Origin of the sequence: Streptococcus mitis (genome assembly GCF_002096855.1) — a bacterium.
Lineage (GTDB): Bacteria > Bacillota > Bacilli > Lactobacillales > Streptococcaceae > Streptococcus > Streptococcus mitis_Y.
Map to the genome: position 1 here is coordinate 266496 of NZ_NCVH01000031.1, position 22017 is coordinate 288512.

General features: G+C 39.9%; 18 protein-coding genes, 2 pseudogenes and 1 other annotated feature. Of the genes and pseudogenes, 17 read left to right on the top strand and 3 right to left on the bottom strand.

The annotated features are described in order from the left end of the window. Nucleotides 1–9: 9 nt before the first annotated feature. The 17 genes and pseudogenes from pepF (at nucleotide 10) to B7698_RS06750 (ending at nucleotide 18696) form a co-directional block, all read left to right on the top strand. A complete protein-coding gene (gene pepF / locus B7698_RS06670; RefSeq protein WP_084865063.1) occupies nucleotides 10–1812 on the top strand; it encodes an oligoendopeptidase F in 1803 nt (600 codons plus the stop codon). A gap of 1 nt (nucleotide 1813) precedes the next feature. Continuing rightward, a complete protein-coding gene (locus B7698_RS06675; RefSeq protein WP_084865097.1) occupies nucleotides 1814–2527 on the top strand; it encodes an O-methyltransferase in 714 nt (237 codons plus the stop codon). Nucleotides 2528–2593: 66 nt separating this feature from the next. After that, on the top strand, nucleotides 2594–3532 hold the full coding sequence (prsA, locus tag B7698_RS06680; RefSeq protein ID WP_000727943.1) for a peptidylprolyl isomerase PrsA: 939 nt from the start codon (nucleotides 2594–2596) through the stop codon (nucleotides 3530–3532). Between the two features lie 160 nt (nucleotides 3533–3692). Then, complete coding sequence (gene ftsW / locus B7698_RS06685) at nucleotides 3693–4916, top strand: cell division peptidoglycan polymerase FtsW (protein WP_084865064.1); 1224 nt, start codon at nucleotides 3693–3695, stop codon at nucleotides 4914–4916. 24 nt (nucleotides 4917–4940) lie between these two features. After that, nucleotides 4941–7637: a phosphoenolpyruvate carboxylase gene (gene ppc / locus B7698_RS06690; RefSeq protein ID WP_084865065.1), complete on the top strand. Its 2697-nt coding sequence runs from the start codon at nucleotides 4941–4943 to the stop codon at nucleotides 7635–7637. Between the two features lie 97 nt (nucleotides 7638–7734). Beyond that, nucleotides 7735–7953, top strand: a binding site (T-box leader). Between the two features lie 217 nt (nucleotides 7954–8170). Then, nucleotides 8171–9166: a tryptophan ABC transporter substrate-binding protein gene (gene trpX, locus B7698_RS06695; RefSeq protein ID WP_084865066.1), complete on the top strand. Its 996-nt coding sequence runs from the start codon at nucleotides 8171–8173 to the stop codon at nucleotides 9164–9166. Between the two features lie 75 nt (nucleotides 9167–9241). After that, nucleotides 9242–10108: pseudogene (locus tag B7698_RS06700) on the top strand (ABC transporter permease). After that, on the top strand, nucleotides 10105–10863 hold the full coding sequence (locus B7698_RS06705) for an ABC transporter ATP-binding protein (RefSeq protein WP_084865067.1): 759 nt from the start codon (nucleotides 10105–10107) through the stop codon (nucleotides 10861–10863). Before B7698_RS06700 ends, B7698_RS06705 begins: the two are co-directional and overlap by 4 nt. A 195-nt stretch (nucleotides 10864–11058) precedes the next feature. Further along, complete coding sequence (dnaG, locus tag B7698_RS06710; RefSeq protein ID WP_084865068.1) at nucleotides 11059–12819, top strand: DNA primase; 1761 nt, start codon at nucleotides 11059–11061, stop codon at nucleotides 12817–12819. A gap of 2 nt (nucleotides 12820–12821) precedes the next feature. Continuing rightward, on the top strand, nucleotides 12822–13931 hold the full coding sequence (rpoD, locus tag B7698_RS06715; RefSeq protein WP_000201903.1) for an RNA polymerase sigma factor RpoD: 1110 nt from the start codon (nucleotides 12822–12824) through the stop codon (nucleotides 13929–13931). A 14-nt stretch (nucleotides 13932–13945) separates the two neighbouring features. Next, on the top strand, nucleotides 13946–14275 hold the full coding sequence (locus tag B7698_RS06720) for a metal-sulfur cluster assembly factor (RefSeq protein ID WP_000331929.1): 330 nt from the start codon (nucleotides 13946–13948) through the stop codon (nucleotides 14273–14275). A 113-nt stretch (nucleotides 14276–14388) separates the two neighbouring features. Beyond that, entirely contained in the window at nucleotides 14389–15432 is a 1044-nt protein-coding gene (gene cpoA, locus B7698_RS06725) for an alpha-galactosylglucosyldiacylglycerol synthase (protein ID WP_192855117.1), read from the top strand. 15 nt (nucleotides 15433–15447) lie between these two features. Then, nucleotides 15448–16773: a glycosyltransferase family 4 protein gene (locus B7698_RS06730; RefSeq protein ID WP_084865069.1), complete on the top strand. Its 1326-nt coding sequence runs from the start codon at nucleotides 15448–15450 to the stop codon at nucleotides 16771–16773. Nucleotides 16774–16787: 14 nt separating this feature from the next. Then, nucleotides 16788–16979, top strand: coding sequence for a PspC domain-containing protein (locus B7698_RS06735; RefSeq protein ID WP_185757320.1), 192 nt, complete (start codon nucleotides 16788–16790; stop codon nucleotides 16977–16979). 26 nt (nucleotides 16980–17005) lie between these two features. Beyond that, nucleotides 17006–17140 carry a DUF4044 domain-containing protein gene (locus B7698_RS06740; protein WP_084865070.1) on the top strand — a complete coding sequence of 45 codons (135 nt, stop codon included), beginning with the start codon at nucleotides 17006–17008 and terminating at the stop codon, nucleotides 17138–17140. A 77-nt stretch (nucleotides 17141–17217) separates the two neighbouring features. Continuing rightward, complete coding sequence (gene obgE, locus B7698_RS06745; protein WP_084865071.1) at nucleotides 17218–18528, top strand: GTPase ObgE; 1311 nt, start codon at nucleotides 17218–17220, stop codon at nucleotides 18526–18528. A 9-nt stretch (nucleotides 18529–18537) separates the two neighbouring features. Next, nucleotides 18538–18696 (top strand): hypothetical protein, encoded by a 159-nt coding sequence (locus B7698_RS06750; protein WP_084865072.1) that lies wholly within the window; start codon nucleotides 18538–18540, stop codon nucleotides 18694–18696. A gap of 43 nt (nucleotides 18697–18739) precedes the next feature. On the opposite strand, the gene B7698_RS06755 is transcribed toward B7698_RS06750, so the two are convergent. The 3 genes and pseudogenes from B7698_RS06755 to B7698_RS06760 all read right to left on the bottom strand — a co-directional run bounded on the left by B7698_RS06755 (nucleotide 18740) and on the right by B7698_RS06760 (nucleotide 21963). Further along, entirely contained in the window at nucleotides 18740–19210 is a 471-nt protein-coding gene (locus tag B7698_RS06755) for an arginine repressor (protein ID WP_084865073.1), read from the bottom strand. Further along, a pseudogene (locus tag B7698_RS10495) lies at nucleotides 19207–19510 on the bottom strand (Xaa-Pro dipeptidyl-peptidase); the annotation flags it as partial. The gene B7698_RS06755 and the pseudogene B7698_RS10495, both read right to left, overlap by 4 nt. A gap of 170 nt (nucleotides 19511–19680) precedes the next feature. Then, a complete protein-coding gene (locus tag B7698_RS06760; protein WP_084865074.1) occupies nucleotides 19681–21963 on the bottom strand; it encodes a Xaa-Pro dipeptidyl-peptidase in 2283 nt (760 codons plus the stop codon). Nucleotides 21964–22017 lie beyond the last annotated feature (54 nt).

A 22017-nucleotide genomic window follows, 5' to 3' on the forward strand; every position in this document is an offset into this window, starting at 1 on the left:
AGGAATCTAATGGTATTACAAAGACATGAAATAAATGAAAAAGATACATGGGATCTATCAACGATCTACCCAACTGACCAGGCTTGGGAAGAAGCCTTAAAAGATTTAACAGAACAATTGGAGACAGTAGCCCAGTATGAAGGTCATCTCTTGGATAGTGCGGATAGCCTACTAGAAATTACTGAATTTTCTCTTGAAATGGAACGCCAAATGGAGAAGCTTTACGTTTATGCTCATATGAAGAATGACCAAGACACACGTGAAGCCAAGTACCAAGAGTACTATGCCAAGGCCATGACTCTCTATAGCCAGCTAGACCAAGCCTTCTCATTCTATGAACCTGAATTTATGGAAATCAGTGAAAAGCAGTATGCTGACTTTTTAGAAGCTCAGCCAAAATTGCAGGTTTATCAACACTATTTTGACAAGCTTTTACAAGGCAAGGAACACGTTCTATCACAACGTGAAGAAGAATTATTGGCTGGAGCTGGAGAAATCTTTGGTTCGGCAAGTGAAACCTTCGCTATCTTGGACAATGCGGATATTGTGTTCCCTTATGTCCTTGACGATGATGGTAAAGAAGTTCAGCTCTCTCATGGGACTTACACACGTTTGATGGAGTCTAAAAATCGTGAGGTGCGTCGTGGTGCCTATCAAGCACTTTATGCGACTTATGAACAATTCCAACATACCTATGCCAAAACCTTGCAAACCAATGTTAAGGTGCAAAACTACCGTGCCAAAGTTCGCAACTATAAGAGTGCTCGTCATGCAGCCCTCGCTGCGAATTTTGTTCCAGAGAGTGTTTATGACAATTTGGTAGCAGCAGTTCGCAAGCATTTGCCACTCTTGCATCGTTACCTTGAACTTCGTTCAAAAATCTTGGGAATTTCAGACCTCAAGATGTACGATGTCTACACACCACTTTCATCTGTTGAATATAGTTTTACCTACCAAGAAGCCTTGAAAAAAGCAGAAGATGCCTTGGCAGTCTTGGGTGAGGATTACTTGAGCCGTGTTAAACGTGCCTTCAGCGAGCGTTGGATTGATGTTTACGAAAACCAAGGCAAGCGTTCAGGAGCCTACTCTGGTGGTTCTTACGATACCAATGCCTTCATGCTTCTCAACTGGCAGGACAATCTAGACAATCTCTTCACCCTTGTTCATGAAACAGGTCACAGTATGCATTCAAGCTATACTCGTGAAACTCAGCCTTATGTTTACGGAGATTATTCTATCTTCTTGGCTGAGATTGCATCAACTACCAATGAAAATATCTTGACGGAGAAATTATTGGAAGAAGTGGAAGATGATGCAACGCGCTTTGCTATTCTCAATAACTTCCTAGATGGTTTCCGTGGAACAGTTTTCCGCCAAGCTCAATTTGCTGAGTTTGAACACGCGATTCACCAAGCGGATCAAAATGGTGAAGTCTTGACAAGTGATTTCCTAAATAAACTCTACGCAGACTTGAACCAAGAGTATTATGGTTTGAGTAAGGAAGACAATCCTGAAATCCAATACGAGTGGGCTCGCATTCCACACTTCTACTATAACTACTATGTATACCAATATTCAACTGGCTTTGCAGCAGCCTCAGCTCTGGCTGAAAAGATTGTCCATGGTAGTCAAGAAGACCGTGACCGCTATATCGACTATCTCAAGGCAGGTAAGTCTGACTATCCACTTAATGTCATGAGAAAAGCTGGTGTTGATATGGAGAAGGAAGACTATCTCAACGATGCCTTTGCAGTCTTTGAACGTCGTTTGAATGAGTTTGAAGCCCTTGTTGAAAAATTGGGATTGGCATAAGATGGTTGAATCGTATAGTAAAAATGCTAACCATAACATGCGTCGTCCTGTCGTCAAGGAAGAAATTGTAGACTTGATGCGTCAGCGCCAAAAGCAAGTCACAGGATCTTTGAAAGAATTGGAAGACTTTGCCCGCAAGGAAAATATTCCCATTATTCCCCATGAAACGGTTGCTTATTTCCGTTTTCTCATGGAAACCATACAACCTAAAAACATTCTGGAAATTGGGACGGCCATCGGGTTTTCAGCCCTTTTGATGGCGGAACATGCGCCAAATGCCAAGATTACAACCATTGATCGCAATCCAGAAATGATTGGTTTTGCCAAGGAAAATTTTGCCAAGTTTGACAGTCGTAAGCAAATCACGCTCCTAGAAGGAGATGCGGTAGATATCTTATCTACCTTGACAGAGTCCTATGATTTCGTCTTTATGGATTCAGCCAAGTCTAAATACATCGTCTTTTTGCCAGAAATCCTCAAACATTTGGAAATTGGTGGTGTGGTTGTCTTGGATGATATTTTCCAAGGTGGTGATGTTGCTAAGGATATTATGGAAGTCCGTCGTGGCCAGCGAACTATTTACAGAGGCCTTCAAAGACTATTTGATGCAACCTTAGACAATCCAGGACTCACTGCAACATTAGTACCTCTGGGTGACGGCATCCTCATGCTTCGTAAAAATGTAGCAGATGTTCAATTGCCTGACAGCGAATGATTTTCAGAAAAATTTAAGAAAATATAGTAAAATAGATAGGGTAACACTTATCTCAAAGGAGTAGACATGAAGAAAAAACTATTGGCAGGTGCCATTACACTATTATCAGTAGCAACTTTAGCAGCTTGTTCGAAAGGTTCAGAAGGGGCAGACCTTATCAGCATGAAAGGAGATGTTATCACAGAACATCAATTTTATGAGCAAGTGAAAAGCAATCCTTCAGCCCAACAAGTGTTGTTGAACTTGACTATCCAAAAAGTATTTGAGAAACAATACGGTTCAGAAGTAGATGACAAAGAAGTCAACGATACTATTGCCGAAGAAGAGAAACAATATGGTGAGAACTACCAACGTGTCTTATCGCAAGCAGGAATGACTCTTGAAACACGTAAAGCTCAAATTCGTACAAGTAAATTGGTTGAGTTGGCAGTTAAGAAAGCAGCAGAAGCTGAATTGACAGATGATGCTTACAAGAAGGCCTTTGACGAATACACTCCTGATGTGACTGCTCAAATTATCCGTTTGGACAATGAAGACAAAGCTAAAGAAATTCTTGAAAAAGCTAAAGCTAGTGATGCAGACTTTGCTCAATTAGCCAAAGATAATTCAACAGATGAGAAAACGAAAGCGAATGGTGGAGAAATCACTTTTGATTCTGCTTCAACAGAAGTACCAGAACAAGTTAAAAAAGCTGCTTTTGCTTTAGATGTAAACGGTGTTTCTGATGTGATTAGCGTTACTGGAACACAAGCCTACAGCAGTCAATATTACATTGTTAAACTGATTAAGAAAACAGAAAAATCATCTAATATTGACGATTACAAAGAAAAATTAAAAACTGTTATCTTAACTCAAAAACAAAACGACGCATCATTTGTTCAAAGTATTATCGGAAAAGAATTGCAAGCAGCCAATATCAAGGTTAAAGATCAAGCCTTCCAAAATATCTTCACTCAATACATCGGTGGTGGAGATTCAAGCTCAAGCAGTTCTTCAAAAGAATAAAACAGAAAAGAGCCAAGTGCTCTTTTTCTTATGAGAAAATCTTCTATCTTAAGGGTAAGAGTTTTTTTCTTTCGGAAAAAATGGTATAATAGCAATCAAAACTAGAAAATAAACGGAATTTGGGAATAATTTCTTTTGTTCTCATTAGATTGGTGATACTATGAAGATTAGTAAGAGGCACCTGTTAAACTATTCTATTCTAGTTCCTTACTTACTTTTATCTATTTTGGGTTTGATTGTAGTCTATTCTACAACCAGTGCCATTCTTATCGAAGAAGGTAAAAGTGCCCTCCAATTGGTTCGAAGTCAGGGAATGTTTTGGATATTTAGTTTAATATTGATTGTCTTGATATATAAGCTGAAACTGAATTTTTTAAGAAAAGAACGACTTTTATTTATTGTTATGTTTGTTGAGCTGATTCTCTTAGCTCTGGCTCGCTTAATTGGTACGCCAGTCAATGGAGCCTATGGTTGGATTTCAGTAGGACCTTTGACCATTCAGCCAGCGGAGTATTTGAAGATTATCATCGTCTGGTACTTGGCCCAACGTTTTTCAAAACAACAGGATGAAATTGGTATTTACGATTTTCAAGTTTTAACTCAAAATCAATGGATTCCTCGAGCTTTTAATGATTGGCGTTTTGTCCTCTTGGTAATGATAGGAAGTTTGGCTATTTTCCCAGATTTGGGGAATGCTACTATCCTAGCTCTGGTCGCCTTGATTATGTATACAGTTAGTGGGATTGCTCATCGTTGGTTTATAGTCTTTATCGGTGTATTGTTTGGAGTTTCAGCCCTATCCTTATCAGCTATTTCTATGATTGGGGTTGATAAGTTTTCAAAAGTTCCAGTATTTGGTTACGTTGCTAAGCGTTTCAGTGCCTACTTTAATCCCTTTGCTGATTTGGCAGGAGCAGGCCACCAACTTGCAAATTCCTACTTTGCCATGGTAAATGGTGGTTGGTTTGGTCTAGGATTAGGAAATTCAATCGAAAAACGTGGTTATTTACCAGAGGCTCATACAGACTTTGTATTTTCAATTGTCATTGAAGAGTTTGGATTTGTGGGAGCCAGCTTGATTTTAGCCCTTGTCTTTTTCCTGATTTTGCGGATTATCCTAGTCGGTATTCGTGCTAAGAATCCCTTTAATTCCATGATGGCGATTGGGGTTGGGGGGATGATGCTGGTACAGGTATTTGTTAATATTGGCGGAATTTCGGGCATTATTCCTTCGACAGGAGTAACCTTCCCCTTCTTATCGCAAGGAGGGAACAGTCTCCTAGTCTTGTCTGTAGCCATCGCCTTTGTCTTAAATATTGATGCAAGTGAAAAACGTGCCCAATTATATGAGGAGTTAGAAGCTCACTCATCAAACTATATGTAGAGCTGAGAGTGGAAAGGATGACCTATGTCTCTTCAAAAATTAGAAAACTATAGTAATAAAGCTGTTATACAAGAAGAAGTATTGATTTTAACAGAATTGTTAGAAGATATTACTAAAAACATGCTTGCCCCAGAGACTTTTGAAAAAATCATACAGTTGAAGGAATTGTCAACTCAAGAAGATTATCAAGGTTTGAATCAATTAGTTACCAGTTTGACAAATGATGAAATGGCTTATATTTCACGCTATTTCTCTATCTTGCCTCTTTTGATTAATATTTCAGAAGACGTGGATTTGGCCTATGAAATCAACCATCAAAATAATATCGATCAAGATTATCTTGGTAAATTATCAGCAACGATCAAAATGGTTGCAGAAAAAGAAAATGCGGTTGAAATTCTAGAACACTTGAATGTTGTTCCTGTTTTGACAGCCCATCCAACACAAGTGCAACGTAAGAGTATGTTGGATTTGACCAACCATATCCATACCCTTTTGCGTAAGTACCGTGATGTGAAATTAGGATTGATTAATAAGGAAAAATGGCATAATGATCTCCGTCGTTACATTGAGATTATCATGCAGACAGACATGATTCGTGAAAAGAAATTGAAAGTAACCAATGAAATCACGAATGTTATGGAATACTACAATAGTTCATTCCTGAAGGCAGTTCCTCATTTGACTGCTGAGTACAAGCGTCTGGCTAAAAAACATGGCTTGGAGTTAAAACATCCTAAACCAATTACCATGGGAATGTGGATTGGTGGAGACCGTGATGGGAATCCCTTTGTTACAGCAGATACCTTGAAACAATCTGCTATGACTCAGTGTGAAGTCATCATGAACTACTATGATGAAAAGATTTACCAACTTTATCGTGAATTCTCTCTCTCAACCAGTATTGTCAATGTGAGCAAGCAAGTCAGAGAAATGGCTCGTCAATCCAAGGATAACTCGATTTATCGTGAAAAAGAGCTTTACCGTCGTGCCTTGTTTGATATTCAATCAAAAATCCAAGCAACAAAAACCTATCTGATTGAGGATAAGGAAGTTGGGGCTCGCTATGAAACAGCTAATGATTTTTATAAGGATTTAATTACTATTCGTGATTCCCTTTTAGAAAATAAGGGTGAAGCACTGATTTCTGGTGATTTTGTTGAGTTAATTCAGGCAGTTGAAATTTTTGGTTTCTATTTGGCATCTATTGACATGCGTCAAGATTCTAGTGTTCATGAAGCCTGTGTAGCTGAACTCTTGAAATCAGCTGGTATTCATTCGCATTATAGTGAACTAGGTGAAGAAGAAAAATGCCAGCTTCTCTTGAAAGAATTGGAAGAAGATCCGCGTATTCTTTCTGCCACTCATGTTGAAAAATCAGAGTTACTTGAAAAAGAATTAGCAATCTTTAAGGCTGCCCGTAAGTTGAAAGATAAGTTGGGAGATGATGTCATTCGTCAGACCATCATTTCACATGCAACCAGCGTATCAGACATGTTGGAATTGGCTATCTTGCTAAAAGAAGTAGGGTTAGTTGATAAAGAAAGAGCCCGTGTCCAAATTGTTCCTCTCTTTGAAACAATTGAGGACTTGGACCACTCAGAAGAAACTATGAGAGAATACCTTTCTCTTCCTCTTGCTAAGAAATGGATTGCTTCACGTAATAACTACCAAGAAATCATGCTTGGTTACTCTGATAGTAATAAAGATGGTGGCTACCTATCATCATGTTGGACCCTCTACAAGGCTCAACAACAATTGACTGCTATTGGAGATGAATTTGGCGTTAAGGTTACCTTCTTCCATGGCCGTGGTGGGACTGTCGGTCGTGGTGGTGGACCAACCTATGAAGCTATCACATCTCAACCGCTTAAGTCTATCAAAGATCGTATCCGCTTGACGGAGCAGGGTGAAGTAATTGGGAATAAATACGGTAACAAAGACGCAGCTTACTATAACCTTGAAATGCTTGTTTCAGCGGCCATTAACCGTATGATTACGCAGAAGAAGAGCGATACCAACACCTCAAATCGTTATGAAGCAATTATGGATCAAGTGGTGGACCGTAGTTATGATATCTACCGTGATTTGGTCTTTGGTAATGACCATTTCTATGATTATTTCTTCGAGTCAAGTCCAATCAAGGCTATTTCAAGCTTTAACATTGGTTCTCGCCCAGCTGCTCGTAAGACTATTACTGAAATCGGTGGTTTGCGGGCTATCCCTTGGGTATTCTCATGGTCACAAAGCCGTGTCATGTTCCCTGGCTGGTATGGTGTCGGATCAAGTTTCAAAGAATTTATTGATAAAAATCCAGAAAATATCGCTATCCTACGAGATATGTACCAAAATTGGCCTTTCTTCCAGTCACTTCTTTCAAATGTAGACATGGTCTTGTCAAAATCAAATATGAATATTGCTTTTGAATATGCCAAACTGTGTGAGGATGAAGAAGTAAAAGCAATCTATGAGACTATTCTAAATGAATGGCAAGTTACCAAGGAAGTCATCTTGGCTATCGAAGGCTATGACGAATTATTGGCTGAAAATCCATATCTAAAAGCGAGTTTGGATTACCGTATGCCTTACTTTAATATTCTCAACTATATCCAGTTGGAGTTGATTAAACGTCAACGCCGAGGAGAATTATCTAGCGACCAAGAAAAATTAATCCATACAACCATCAACGGAATTGCGACAGGATTGCGTAATTCGGGCTGATACCTATCAAACTTCCTCTTTTCCCATAGGGGAAGTTTTTGAATAGTTCAAAAAAATGCTAAAAGAGTCTTGACAAGTAGTTGAAAAATGATATAATTTAACCATTCAGAAAAGTAATCATAATAAACTTTTTAGAGAGTCTGTGGTAGCTGAAAACAGATAAGTGATAATGATGAAAATTGGGCTGGATGTTATTTAGAATTTGAAATCATAAAAATTCGGTGAGCACACCTTACAGTGCATCTCGTTATTGCGAGAAAGAGCGATAGGGAAATTCCCTATAATTGAGGTGGCACCGCGCATCGACGTCCTCACACAAGTTTTTTGTGTGAGGACTTTTTTGATGGAGGTTAGTATGGAAAGAAAACGATGGCGTCACTTGTTTATACTCAATGAAAATCAAAAAGCAAACTAGGAAGCTAGCCGCAAGCTGTACTTGAGTACGGTAAGGCGACGCTGACGTGGTTTGAAGAGATTTTCGAAGATTATTAGATAAGTGAAGTATTTTAAAGGAAATAAAAAGGAGAAATAGAATGAAAAATAAACGTTTAATTGGAATTATTGCTGCATTAGCAGTCTTAGTAGCAGGAAGTCTGATTTACTCTTCAATGAATAAACCAGAAGCTAAAAATGAAAAGAAAATTGCCAAAGTTGGTGTCCTTCAGTTTGTGAGCCATCCATCTCTTGATTTGATTTATAAAGGGATACAAGATGGACTTGCAGAAGAAGGCTATAAAGATGATCAGTTGAAGATTGACTTTATGAACTCAGAAGGCGACCAAAGTAAGGTTGCGACAATGAGTAAACAATTGGTTGCAAATGGGAATGACCTTGTGGTTGGTATTGCAACACCAGCTGCTCAAGGTTTGGCTAGTGCCACAAAAGACCTACCGGTTATCATGGCTGCTATTACAGACCCAATTGGTGCTAACTTGGTTAAAGATTTGAAAAAACCAGGTGGCAACATTACAGGTGTATCTGACCACAATCCAGCTCAACAACAAGTTGAACTCATCAAAGCTCTCACACCAAATGTGAAAACAATTGGAGCTCTTTATTCAAGCAGCGAAGACAATTCAAAAACACAGGTAGAAGAATTTAAGGCTTTTGCTGAAAAAGCAGGTTTGACAGTGGAAACATTTGCTGTTCCTTCAACAAATGAAATTGCTTCAACAGTTAACGTTATGACTAGCAAGGTCGATGCTATCTGGGTTCCAATCGACAACACAATTGCTTCAGCCTTCTCAACTGTTGTTTCAAGCAACCAATCAGCTAAAAAACCAATCTACCCAAGTGCGACTGCCATGGTAGAAGCTGGTGGTTTGGCATCAGTTGTAGTTGACCAACATGACCTTGGTGTGGCAACTGGTAAAATGATTGCGCAAGTTTTGAAAGGTGCAAAACCAGCTGATACTCCAGTCAATGTCTTTTCAACTGGTAAGTCAGTGATTAACAAAAAATTGGCACAAGAATTAGGTATTACGATTCCTGAATCTGTTCTAAAAGAAGCAGGACAAGTGATTGAATAATCTAAAATGGAGGAGTTGGGGACATCTCCTCCAATTTTTTACAATAGACATCATATAGAAAAGGTTAAGAAACAGATGATATTATCTATTATTTCTCAAGGATTTGTCTGGGCTATTCTAGGTCTGGGAATCTTTATGACATTTAGGATTTTGAACTTTCCAGATATGACAACAGAAGGTTCCTTCCCTCTTGGGGGAGCTGTTGCTGTCACTTTGATAACCAAAGGCGTGAACCCATTTTTAGCGACACTTGTTGCTGTAGGAGCAGGTTGTTTGGCTGGAATGGCAGCAGGACTTCTTTATACAAAAGGGTAGATTCCAACTTTGCTCTCAGGGATTTTGGTGATGACTTCCTGTCACTCTATCATGCTCTTGATTATGGGACGTGCAAACTTAGGACTGCTTGGAACTAAGCAAATTCAGGATGTTTTACCTTTTGATTCAGACTTGAACCAACTCTTGACAGGTCTTATCTTTGTCAGTCTTGTTATTGTTCTCATGCTCTTTTTCTTGGACACTAAACTCGGACAAGCCTATATTGCTACAGGTGACAATCCTGATATGGCTAGAAGTTTCGGGATTCATACTGGACGCATGGAGCTCATGGGATTGGTCTTATCAAATGGTGTGATTGCCCTTGCAGGTGCTCTTATTGCCCAGCAAGAAGGGTATGCTGATGTATCTCGAGGAATCGGGGTTATCGTTGTGGGACTTGCAAGCTTGATTATTGGAGAAGTTATTTTCAAGAGTTTGAGCTTGGCAGAACGTCTGGTTGCCATCGTTGTGGGTTCTATCGCCTATCAATTCTTAGTGTGGGCAGTTATTGCGCTTGGCTTTAATACAAGTTACCTTCGTTTGTACAGCGCCGTGATTTTAGCAGTCTGCCTCATGATTCCAACATTTAAGCAAACAATCTTGAAAGGAGCCAAATTAAGCAAATGACAGCAATTGTAGAATTAAAAAATGCAACCAAAGTTGTTAAAAATGGCTTTGATGAAGAAAAGATTATTTTAAATGATGTTTCGTTAGAAATTTTTGAACAGGACTTTATCACGATTTTAGGTGGAAATGGTGCTGGTAAATCGACCCTCTTTAACACTATAGCAGGAACCTTATCACTAACTAGTGGGACTATTCGTATTTTGGGTGAAGATGTTACCAAGTTTTCACCAGAAAAGCGGGCTAAGTATCTGTCTCGAGTTTTCCAAGATCCCAAGATGGGGACAGCTCCCCGTATGACGGTGGCTGAAAATCTTTTGATTGCCAAGTTTCGTGGTGAAAAGCGTGGACTGTTTCCGCGACGTCTGGCTAGCTATAAGGATGAGTTTCAGGCAACTATTGAAAAAGTGGGAAACGGTCTTGAGAAACACTTGAATACACCGATTGAGTTCTTATCTGGTGGACAAAGACAAGCCTTGAGTCTCTTGATGGCAACCTTGAAGCGTCCTGAATTACTCTTGTTAGACGAGCATACTGCAGCCCTTGATCCAAAGACAAGTGTCGCACTCATGGAGTTGACAGATGAATTTGTCAAGAAAGATCAGCTGACAGCCCTTATGATTACTCATCATATGGAAGATGCTCTCAAATATGGTAATCGTCTGATTGTCATGAAGGAAGGTCGTATAATTCAAGACCTCAATAATGAAGAAAAATCTAAGATGAAAATCTCAGACTACTATCAATTATTTGAATAGATGAACTTTATTTTCCTTAAAAAATAGAGAAGCAAAACTTAGAGACATGGAAGTGTTTCTGAGTTTTTTAACTTTATTTTCTATTTAGAAAAATAGGCAAAGAGAATTACGGAAAGCGTATGAAATGGTTTACTTTTTTTCAGAAATAAGTTATACTAGTTTACGTGAAACTATGATAACATGGAGGTATTGTGTATGGTTGACAAACAAGTCATTGAAGAAATCAAAAACAATGCCAACATTGTGGAAGTCATAGGAGATGTGATTTCTTTACAAAAGGCAGGACGGAACTATCTAGGGCTCTGTCCTTTTCATGGTGAAAAAACACCTTCTTTCAACGTTGTAGAGGACAAGCAGTTTTACCACTGTTTTGGTTGTGGTCGCTCAGGTGATGTCTTTAAGTTCATCGAGGAGTACCAAGGGGTTCCCTTTATGGAGGCTGTCCAGCTCTTAGGAGAGCGTGTCGGTATTCAATTAACGATGCCTGTTCCGTCTCGTCCTCAACAGGTTTCCCCTCATCAGGCTCTATATGATATGCATGAAGAAGCTGCACGATTTTACCACGCTATTCTCATGACGACCAAGATGGGAGAAGAAGCAAGGGCTTATCTATATAAGCGAGGGTTGACAGACGAAGTTTTGAAGCACTTCCAGATTGGGTTGGCTCCATCTGAGAGAACCTATCTCTATCAACGTTTGGCTGATAAGTTTGAGGAAAAGGATTTACTGGATTCGGGCTTGTTTTACTTGTCGGACGGTAATCAGTTTCATGATACTTTTTTCGGACGTATCATCTTTCCTTTGACCAATGATAAGGGGCAGGTCATTGCCTTTTCAGGTCGTATCTGGCAAGAAACAGATAATCAGACTGCCAAGTATAAAAATAGTCGCTCAACTTCAATTTTTAACAAGAGTTATGAATTGTATCATTTGGACAAGGCTAAAAAAGGAACCGGGAAAATTCCAGAACTCTACTTGATGGAAGGTTTTATGGATGTTATCGCCGCCTACCGTGCTGGTATAGAGAATGCTGTAGCTTCCATGGGAACGGCTCTGAGCAAGGAACATGTTGACCATCTCAAACACTTTACTAAAAAGATTGTCCTCAGCTACGATGGTGATAAGGCAGGGCAGGCAGCAACAGCAAAAGCGTTGGAGGAATTAAAAGATTTCTCAGTGGAAGTTGTCCGAGTACCTGATTCCATGGACCCAGATGAGTATTTACAAAAGAATTCTGCTGAAGATCTGGCTTATCTCTTAACCAAGACTCGGATTAGTCCCATAGAATTTTATATTCACCAACTTAAGCCGGAAAATAGCGATAACTTGCAGGCGCAAATTGAGTTCATTGAAAAGATTGCACCCTTAATCGCCAAAGAAAAGTCTATCACTGCCCAAAATTCTTACATCCACATTCTGGCGGACAACCTGCCTTCCTTTGATTATCAGCAGGTGGAACAGATTGTAAATGAAAGTCGGATTGTCCAAAGGCAGGAGAGGGTCAAGGAGCGTCCTGCACCAGTAGCGATCAGTTTACCTGTGACGCGGCAACTGACAGCAGTTATGAGAGCAGAAGCTCATCTCCTTTATAGGATGGCTGAGAATCCAGTTGTTTTGAATGATTATCGTTTGCGAGATGATTTTTTCTTTGATACCCCAGAATTTCAGATTCTTTACGAATTATTAAGTGAGCAGGGAAAAATCGGATCAGAGGACCTCTCCCATCAGTCCCCTGAAGTTGAAACTGCCTGGTATCAAGTGCTTGCTCTTGATTTACCATCTGAAATCTTACCTCAGGAACTAGTGGAAGTGGAAGAATCTCGAAACCGTGCCCTCCTCAGTAAGGACAATTTAAGGATTAAAAAGAAAGTGCAGGAAGCTAGCCATGTAGGAGATACCGACACAGCCCTAGAAGAATTGGAACGTTTAATTTCCCAAAAGAGAAGAATGGAGTAATAATGGCAACAAAACAAAAAGAAGTAACAACATTTGACGTACAAGTAGCAGAATTTATCCGTAATCATAAACAAAAAGGGACAGCAACTGATGATGAAATTAATGCAAGTCTGGTGATTCCTTTTACCTTGGATGCTGATGGGATTGAAGATCTCTTGCAACGAATTCAGGATGCAGGAATTTCTATCACAGATAACGAAGGAAATCCGAGTGCGCGTGTTCTGAGCACTGAAGAAGAGCCAGAACTCAGCGATGAGGACTTGATTGGGTCAACTTCGGCTAAGGTCAACGACCCTGTCCGTATGTACTTGAAAGAAATCGGGGTCGTTCCTCTCTTGACCAATGAAGAGGAAAAAGAATTGGCACTGGCTGTTGAAGCTGGTGATATCGAAGCCAAACAACGTCTTGCGGAAGCCAACCTTCGTTTGGTTGTTTCTATTGCTAAACGTTATGTCGGCCGTGGTATGCAGTTCCTTGACTTGATTCAAGAAGGAAACATGGGCTTGATGAAGGCGGTTGACAAGTTTGACTATTCTAAAGGGTTCAAGTTCTCAACTTACGCAACTTGGTGGATTCGTCAGGCTATCACTCGTGCTATTGCGGATCAAGCTCGTACCATCCGTATCCCAGTCCATATGGTTGAAACTATTAATAAATTGGTTCGTGAACAGCGTAATCTCCTTCAAGAATTGGGACAAGATCCGACACCAGAACAAATCGCTGAACGAATGGATATGACCCCTGACAAGGTTCGTGAAATCTTGAAGATTGCCCAAGAACCGGTATCCCTTGAAACTCCTATCGGTGAAGAGGATGATAGCCATCTTGGAGACTTTATCGAAGATGAAGTGATTGAAAATCCAGTGGATTATACGACTCGTATCGTCTTGCGTGAGCAGTTGGATGAAGTCTTAGATACTCTTACAGACCGTGAAGAAAATGTTCTGCGTCTACGTTTTGGATTAGATGATGGAAAAATGCGTACCCTTGAAGATGTGGGTAAAGTCTTTAACGTGACTCGCGAGCGTATCCGTCAGATTGAAGCTAAGGCTTTGAGAAAACTACGCCAACCAAGTCGTAGCAAACCGCTTCGTGATTTTATTGAAGACTAAGAGTGAGGATGAATATGGCTTATACAGAAGAGCAAATTGAAAATATTAAAACACGGATTTTAACAGCCTTAGAAGAAGTCATCGACCCTGAGTTGGGAATCGATATTGTCAACCTTGGTTTGATTTATGAGATTCGTTTTGACGGCGACACAGGGCAAACAGAGATTGATATGACGTTGACAACTATGGGTTGTCCCCTGGCAGATCTTTTGACAGACCAGATTTATGATGCCATGACAGAGGTTCCAGAAGTAACGGATACTGAGGTCAAATTAGTTTGGTATCCAGCCTGGACTGTTGAAAAAATGAGTCGCTATGCACGCATTGCCCTAGGCATTAAGTAAACAAATAAAAGCATGTGAGAGATTATTGGAAAAGCGAGGAAATTTCCTCTCTTTTCCCTAGTCTCTCCTTTCTTTTGCTGATTTTATTCAAAGAAAATGATATAATAGTAGTTATGGAAAAAAAGAAATTACGCATCAATATGTTGAGTTCAAGTGAGAAAGTAGCAGGACAAGGAGTTTCAGGTGCTTACCGTGAATTAGTTCGTCTTCTTCACCGTGATGCCAAGGACCAATTGATTGTTACAGAAAATCTTCCAATAGAGGCAGATGTGACTCACTTTCATACAATTGATTTCCCCTATTATTTATCAACCTTCCAAAAGAAACGCTCAGGAAGGAAAATTGGTTATGTGCACTTCTTGCCTGATACTCTTGAGGGGAGTTTGAAAATTCCATTTTTCTTAAAGGGAATTGTGAAACGCTATGTATTTTCTTTTTACAACCGGATGGAGCACTTGGTTGTGGTCAATCCTATGTTTATCGAGGATTTAGTGGCAGCTGGTATTCCACGTGAAAAAGTGACCTATATTCCTAACTTTGTAAACAAGGAAAAATGGCATCCTCTTCCACAGGAAGAGCTAGCGATACTGCGTACAGAGCTAGGTCTTAGTGACAATCAGTTTATCGTAGTAGGTGCTGGTCAAGTTCAGAAGCGAAAAGGGATTGATGATTTTATCCGTCTGGCTGAGGAATTGCCTCAGATTACCTTTATATGGGCGGGTGGTTTCTCTTTTGGTGGTATGACAGATGGTTATGAACGTTATAAGAAAATCATGGAGAATCCCCCTAAAAATTTGATTTTTCCAGGTATTGTATCGCCAGAGCGGATGCGCGAATTGTATGCCCTAGCGGATCTTTTCTTGTTGCCTAGTTATAATGAGCTCTTTCCGATGACGATTTTAGAGGCTGCCAGTTGTGAAGCTCCGATTATGTTGCGTGATTTAGATCTTTATAAGGTAATTTTGGATGGAGATTATCGGGCGACAGCAGATAGAGAAGAGATGAAAGAAGCTATTCTGGAATATCAAGCGAATCCTGCTGCTTTAAAAGATTTGAAAGAAAAAGCTAAGAATATTTCTAGAGAGTATTCTGAAGAGCATCTGTTACAAATCTGGTTGGACTTTTATGAGAAACAAGCCGCTTTAGGGAGAAAGTAAAAAGTGAGGTAATCTATGCGAATTGGTTTATTTACAGATACCTATTTTCCTCAGGTTTCAGGTGTTGCGACCAGTATTCGAACCTTGAAAATCGAACTTGAAAAGCAGGGACATGCTGTTTTTATCTTTACAACGACAGATAAGGATGTCAATCGTTATGAAGATTGGCAAATTATCCGCATTCCAAGTGTTCCCTTCTTTGCTTTTAAGGATCGCCGCTTTGCCTATCGAGGCTTCAGCAAGGCGCTTGAAATTGCTAAACAATATCAACTGGATATTATCCATACTCAGACAGAATTTTCTCTTGGCTTGTTGGGGATTTGGATTGCACGTGAACTGAAGATTCCAGTCATCCATACCTATCACACCCAATACGAAGACTATGTACATTATATTGCCAAGGGGATGTTGATTCGTCCTAGTATGGTCAAGTATCTGGTTAGAGGTTTCCTGCATGATGTGGATGGGGTTATTTGCCCGAGTGAGATTGTTCGTGACTTGCTATCTGACTATAAAGTTAAGGTTGAAAAGCGGGTCATTCCAACTGGGATTGAATTAGCTAAGTTTGAGCGTCCGGAAATAGAGCAGGAAAATTTGACAGAACTGCGTAGTAAACTAGGGATTCAAGATGATGAAAAGATGTTGCTTAGTCTTTCCAGAATTTCCTATGAAAAAAATATTCAAGCAGTACTTGCAGCCTTTGCGGATGTTCTGAAAGAAGAAGAAAAGGTTAAGCTGGTAGTTGCCGGGGATGGCCCTTATCTGAATGATCTCAAAGAGCAAGCCCAGAAACTAGAGATTCAAGACTCTGTTGTCTTTACAGGGATGATTGCTCCTAGTGAGACCGCTCTTTACTATAAGGCGGCGGATTTCTTCATCTCGGCATCGACAAGTGAAACGCAAGGTTTGACATACTTGGAAAGTTTGGCTAGTGGAACGCCTGTCATTGCACATGGAAATCCTTATCTGGACAATCTGATCAATGACAAGATGTTTGGAACCTTGTACTATGGAGAACATGATTTGGCCGGAGCTATTTTGGAAGCCCTGATTGCAACTCCAGATATGGATGAGCATACCTTATCAGAGAAATTGTACGAGATTTCAGCTGAGAACTTTGGAAAACGAGTGCATGAGTTTTATCTGGATGCCATTATTTCAAATAATTTCCAGAAAGATTTAGCCAAAGATGATACGGTAAGCCAGCGTATCTTTAAGACAGTTTTGTATTTACCACAACAGGTGGTTGCTGTGCCCGTAAAAGGATCTAGACGCATGCTGAAAGCTTCAAAAACACAGTTAATCAGCATCAGAGATTATTGGAAAGACCATGAAGAATAGAAAGAGGAATAGCTATGAAAAAACAATTGATGAGAAGTGGTAGTGATCAAAAAATTGCTGGAGTATGTGCTGGGGTCGCAAATTATTTTGATATTGATCCGACTATTGTTCGTGTAATATGGGGTGTTCTTGCATTTTGTTACGGGGCAGGAATTGTAGCTTATATTATTTTATGGATAATTGCACCAGTTTCAACAGAATATTAGAAAAATTAAAGTAAAAGGAGAAAATAATGGCATTTGGAGATAATGGAAAACGTAAAAAAACAATGTTTGAAAAATTAACACTGATTGTTGTGCTAATAATGTTGTTTGTAACTTTGGCAGGGATTTTTGCCACAGCGCTTGGTGCTTTTAGTAGATTTTAAGTTTTAATCTAATTTCTACTAGAGCACATTTATTGACTGGGGGATTTCCCAGCCCTTTTTTAAAGTGAGAAGAAAAAATGAGTATGTTTTTAGATACAGCCAAGATTAAGGTCAAGGCTGGTAATGGTGGCGATGGTATGGTTGCCTTTCGTCGTGAAAAATACGTCCCTAATGGCGGTCCTTGGGGTGGTGACGGTGGACGTGGAGGTAATGTGGTCTTCGTTGTAGACGAAGGACTACGTACTTTGATGGATTTCCGCTACAATCGCCATTTCAAGGCTGATTCTGGTGAAAAAGGGATGACCAAAGGAATGCATGGTCGTGGTGCAGAAGACCTCAGAGTTCGAGTACCACAAGGTACGACTGTGCGTGATGCAGAGACTGGCAAGGTCTTGACAGATTTGATTGAACATGGACAAGAATTTATCGTTGCACACGGTGGTCGTGGTGGACGTGGAAATATCCGCTTTGCGACACCAAAAAATCCTGCACCTGAAATCTCTGAAAATGGAGAACCAGGTCAGGAGCGTGAGTTACAGTTAGAACTTAAAATCCTTGCGGATGTCGGTTTAGTAGGTTTCCCATCTGTAGGGAAATCAACACTTTTAAGTGTTATCACATCTGCTAAACCAAAAATCGGTGCCTACCATTTTACGACTATTGTGCCAAATCTAGGAATGGTTCGTACCCAATCAGGTGAATCCTTTGCAGTAGCTGATTTACCAGGTTTGATTGAAGGTGCTAGTCAAGGTGTTGGTTTGGGAACCCAGTTCCTCCGCCATATCGAGCGTACACGTGTCATCCTTCACATCATTGATATGTCAGCTAGCGAAGGCCGTGATCCATATGAGGACTACCTAGCGATCAATAAAGAGCTGGAGTCATACAATCTTCGCCTCATGGAGCGTCCACAGATTATTGTAGCCAATAAGATGGATATGCCTGAAAGTCAGGAAAATCTTGAAGAATTCAAGAAGAAATTAGCTGAAAATTACGATGAATTTGAAGAGCTACCAGCTATTTTCCCAATATCTGGTTTGACCAAGAAAGGTCTGGCTACACTTTTGGATGCTACAGCTGAATTGTTAGATAAGACACCAGAATTCTTGCTCTATGATGAGTCAGATATGGAAGAAGAAGCTTATTATGGATTTGACGAGGAAGAAAAAGCCTTTGAAATTAGTCGTGATGACGATGCTACATGGGTACTTTCTGGTGAAAAACTGATGAAACTCTTTAATATGACCAACTTTGATCGTGACGAATCAGTCATGAAATTTGCCCGTCAATTACGTGGTATGGGGGTTGATGAAGCCCTTCGTGCGCGTGGAGCTAAAGATGGTGACTTGGTCCGAATTGGTAAATTTGAGTTTGAATTTGTAGACTAGGAGACTGATATGGGAGATAAACCGATATCTTTCCGAGATGCTGATGGCAACTTTGTTTCCGCCGCAGATGTTTGGAATGAAAAGAAATTGGAAGAACTATTTAATCGTCTCAATCCAAATCGTGCCCTGAGATTAACACGAACTAAAAAAGACAAGCCATCTCAGTAAAATAGATAAAAAGATTCCGTGCCACATCAGACACGGAATTTTCTTATTCTTCAAAGAAAAATGGTGGGGCGAATTTTTTCAGTTCTTCAAAGCATTTTTGAGCACCTTCTGCATTTTCACAGATGACAAGACAGACATCATCGCCACAGAGGCTAGCAATAGCATCAGGGAAGCTCAAAGCATCAATGATAGAACCAAAGGATTGAGCAAGTCCAGGAAGGGTTTTTAGTAGGACTTGATGTTGAACTGGGCGCATCAAGACAAGAGCATCTTCCATGTAAATTTCGAGACGTTTTTCCCATTTTGAGATAGAACTTGTATTGAGCACGTAGTAAGAGTTGTCTTCTTCTCGTACTTTTGAGAGGTTCATGTTTTTAATATCTCTTGAAAGTGTAGCTTGTGTAACTTGAATGTCGTTATCAGCAAGAAGAGCTTGTAGCTCAGCTTGAGTATGAATCTTGTTTTTCGTTACAAGAGCTCTTATGAGTTGGTGTCGGTGTTCTGATTTATTCATAAAATATTACTCCTTGTACAAGGTACAGAAAGCGTGGACTGAACGAAATCGTCAGTCGGGTGGTAAGCGGTATTGTCACGTATGATGATTTCAAAGTCAGTAGTATAAAGAACTATACGGAGGAAATCTCCTTCTTTTAACTTGTCACTAGTTGAGTGTAGATGAATAGGCTATCTATCCGTTCTTCTACATTGATGTTCTTTAATGACAGTGAATCATTCAATTAGGGTAGCCTTTTGTCACGACTTGTTGTGAATTTATACTAAATGTCAATTCACAGAGATTTTCCAACATGTGGTGTGGTAGCGAGTATTATTAATGAGTACACATGTTGGTTAGGGTCTTAGTATCTTTTGTCCAAGCTCCCGTGTAGACTTATCATAAGCCTATATCGGGATTGCATTTGATACCAAGTTTATGTTTGTTTCAACTGTTTAAGTGGAAATCTTCCATATAGAAAGTCTGATATATTATGCCTTTTGACAAGGTAGGATAAGAGTAGACTGTTCAAGATCAACAGTCAGGTGGTAAGCGGTGTTATCACGGATTGTGATTTCAAAGTCAGTAGTATAGAGTACTAAACGAAGAGTATCTCCTTCTTTTAACTTGTAAATAGTCGGTTGCAGTTCAAACTGGATATCCATCCATTCATCTGCCTTAATATCCTCTACTAACAGTAAATCATTTCTATTTTGTAAATTGAGGTAGCCTTTTGTCACGACTCGTTGTGCATTTGGTCTAAATGGTAATTCACAGAGATTTTCCAACATATGGTAGCGACCGTTATCAATGGTTCTAGCACATAAAACAGCTGGATAAGGTTGTAGGTATTTCTTTTGTCCAAGTTCTAGCAGTTGGGCAGATAAGAGCCCCTTGTTTGTACTGGATTTGATACGAAGATTGAGCTGAGATCGACCGTTCAAGTGAATGTCCTTGGTTACAGGAAGGTCAATAGTAATCTGATTGGCTTTCCCCTGATAGAGTTCTGTATTGAAGGTCTGGTATGTCTTACCATAACGCTCAAAATCTTTATCTGGGTACTGGTTTTGAATAACTTGCTCTTCTTGACCAAGTGCGAAGGTTTTAAAATTATCTTGCTCACCGAAGGTATCAAGTGATAACCAAGTCTGAGGAGCTGTATTGTCCTGCCAGATAACAGTCGGAAGTTGAAAATCTGTATCTTGTCCCAGTAATTTCTTAGTCAATAAGGCATTCATGGATTCACGGAAGTCAATGGACTGCCAGTTGTTCATGTACACATGGGCACCATTATGGAAAAAGAGATGTTTATTTATATGAGTAGGAAGAGCGTGAAACATCTGGTAAACATGAAGTGGTTTGACATTCCAATCCTGTGAACCATGAGTAAAGACAACCTCTGCCTTTACCTTATGGGCATTGAGCAGATAATTGCGGTCATGCCAAAACTGATTGTAGTTGCCAGACTTGCGATCCAGTTGCTCCTTTACTTTTTCCAAATCAGCTTGGTGAGCTTCGCTATTACGAATATAGTCGCCAGCTAAGAGATTACGAGAGTAGGTTAGTTCAGCAAGAGAGTCAAAGTCCTCCCCTGGATATCCACCTGGGCTAGTCACCAGACCGTTTTCACGATAGTAGTTGTACCATGAGGAAATTCCAGCCTCGGCAATAATGACTTCTAACCCATCGACGCCTGTAGTTGCAAGACCATTGGACATGGTACCTAGATAGGAGAGTCCTGTTGTGGCTACTTTTCCGTTGGACCATTCAGCCTTAACTTGACGCTGGCGCGTGTGGTCAGTAAAGGCACGGCAACGATCATTAAGCCAATCGATGACATTTTTATAAGCCTCGATTTGTTGGTAGTCCCCATTAGTCATAAAACCAGTAGAGTCTTTGGTACCAACACCTGAGACATAGAGATTAGCAAAACCTCGTGGAAGGAAGTAGTCGTTGAGTGTATAGCTAGCGTTGATGTGCATTAGCTTTTCCTCAGTTTCTGACACAAGCTCAGCTTGACCTTTAGGTTGGACTAGATTTAGTTGAGGTTCCTCTAGTTCAATCTTGTGAGCAGGTTTAACCTCGAGATTGCCCTCCATCTTGTAAAGAGCCTTATCGCTTGCCTTGTCATTTGTTCCTTGGTGATAAGGACTGGCCGTCATGATAGCAGGGATTTGTCCGTCATAACGAGGACGAATAATGCTGACCTTGACTAAGTCTGGTAGCCCTTTTTGGTCAGTATCGACACGAGTTTCAACGTAAACGACTTCACGAATGACATCATGGCTAGAAAAAGTAGCCAAACTCTTACCGTTAAAGTAGTGATAGTCATTATCCTCCGGAATAAGACCGTCACTGACAAGTTGGTCGATAAGAGTATTTCCCTTTTTGGTGCGAGTATTGAGTAACTGATAGAAATTTTCAATCAAGTCACCATATATAATGGGAAAACCAGTCTCTTTACGAAAAACATCACTGTCCTCAAAGTCAAACAAGTAAGAAAAACCTAAGAGTTGAAAGGCTACAGTATAGAAAATATCTGCAGTCAACTCTCTGTCTGACTGACAAAAAGTCAGAAAGTCAGTGTCCTTATCTATCGAGATTGTAGATAGAGCATAGTCAGTATTGGAGTAAGTAAAAAAACTCCAACGAATGAAGTGTTCAAACTGCTTTTTTGAAGGCAGATGTGGCGTTAGATTTAGCCCTAGCGTTTCCAATTCATTTAACAATTGCGAACTAGAAAATGCTAGATAGCTGAATTGATTAAAATGCATAGTATTCTCCTTTAAAAAAACACTAAATTTATTATATCAAAAAAATGGAAAAAA

Coding starts and splice junctions, on each gene's coding strand:
- ppc (WP_084865065.1), top strand. CDS start 4,941: ATGTCTCTTCAAAAATTAGAAAACTATAGTAATAAAGCTGTTATACAA.
- B7698_RS06675 (WP_084865097.1), top strand. CDS start 1,814: ATGGTTGAATCGTATAGTAAAAATGCTAACCATAACATGCGTCGTCCT.
- B7698_RS06705 (WP_084865067.1), top strand. CDS start 10,105: ATGACAGCAATTGTAGAATTAAAAAATGCAACCAAAGTTGTTAAAAAT.
- B7698_RS06740 (WP_084865070.1), top strand. CDS start 17,006: ATGGCATTTGGAGATAATGGAAAACGTAAAAAAACAATGTTTGAAAAA.
- rpoD (WP_000201903.1), top strand. CDS start 12,822: ATGGCAACAAAACAAAAAGAAGTAACAACATTTGACGTACAAGTAGCA.
- trpX (WP_084865066.1), top strand. CDS start 8,171: ATGAAAAATAAACGTTTAATTGGAATTATTGCTGCATTAGCAGTCTTA.
- dnaG (WP_084865068.1), top strand. CDS start 11,059: ATGGTTGACAAACAAGTCATTGAAGAAATCAAAAACAATGCCAACATT.
- B7698_RS06750 (WP_084865072.1), top strand. CDS start 18,538: ATGGGAGATAAACCGATATCTTTCCGAGATGCTGATGGCAACTTTGTT.
- ftsW (WP_084865064.1), top strand. CDS start 3,693: ATGAAGATTAGTAAGAGGCACCTGTTAAACTATTCTATTCTAGTTCCT.
- cpoA (WP_192855117.1), top strand. CDS start 14,389: ATGGAAAAAAAGAAATTACGCATCAATATGTTGAGTTCAAGTGAGAAA.
- B7698_RS06755 (WP_084865073.1), bottom strand. CDS start 19,210: ATGAATAAATCAGAACACCGACACCAACTCATAAGAGCTCTTGTAACG.
- B7698_RS06730 (WP_084865069.1), top strand. CDS start 15,448: ATGCGAATTGGTTTATTTACAGATACCTATTTTCCTCAGGTTTCAGGT.
- prsA (WP_000727943.1), top strand. CDS start 2,594: ATGAAGAAAAAACTATTGGCAGGTGCCATTACACTATTATCAGTAGCA.
- obgE (WP_084865071.1), top strand. CDS start 17,218: ATGAGTATGTTTTTAGATACAGCCAAGATTAAGGTCAAGGCTGGTAAT.
- B7698_RS06735 (WP_185757320.1), top strand. CDS start 16,788: ATGAAAAAACAATTGATGAGAAGTGGTAGTGATCAAAAAATTGCTGGA.
- B7698_RS06760 (WP_084865074.1), bottom strand. CDS start 21,963: ATGCATTTTAATCAATTCAGCTATCTAGCATTTTCTAGTTCGCAATTG.
- pepF (WP_084865063.1), top strand. CDS start 10: ATGGTATTACAAAGACATGAAATAAATGAAAAAGATACATGGGATCTA.
- B7698_RS06720 (WP_000331929.1), top strand. CDS start 13,946: ATGGCTTATACAGAAGAGCAAATTGAAAATATTAAAACACGGATTTTA.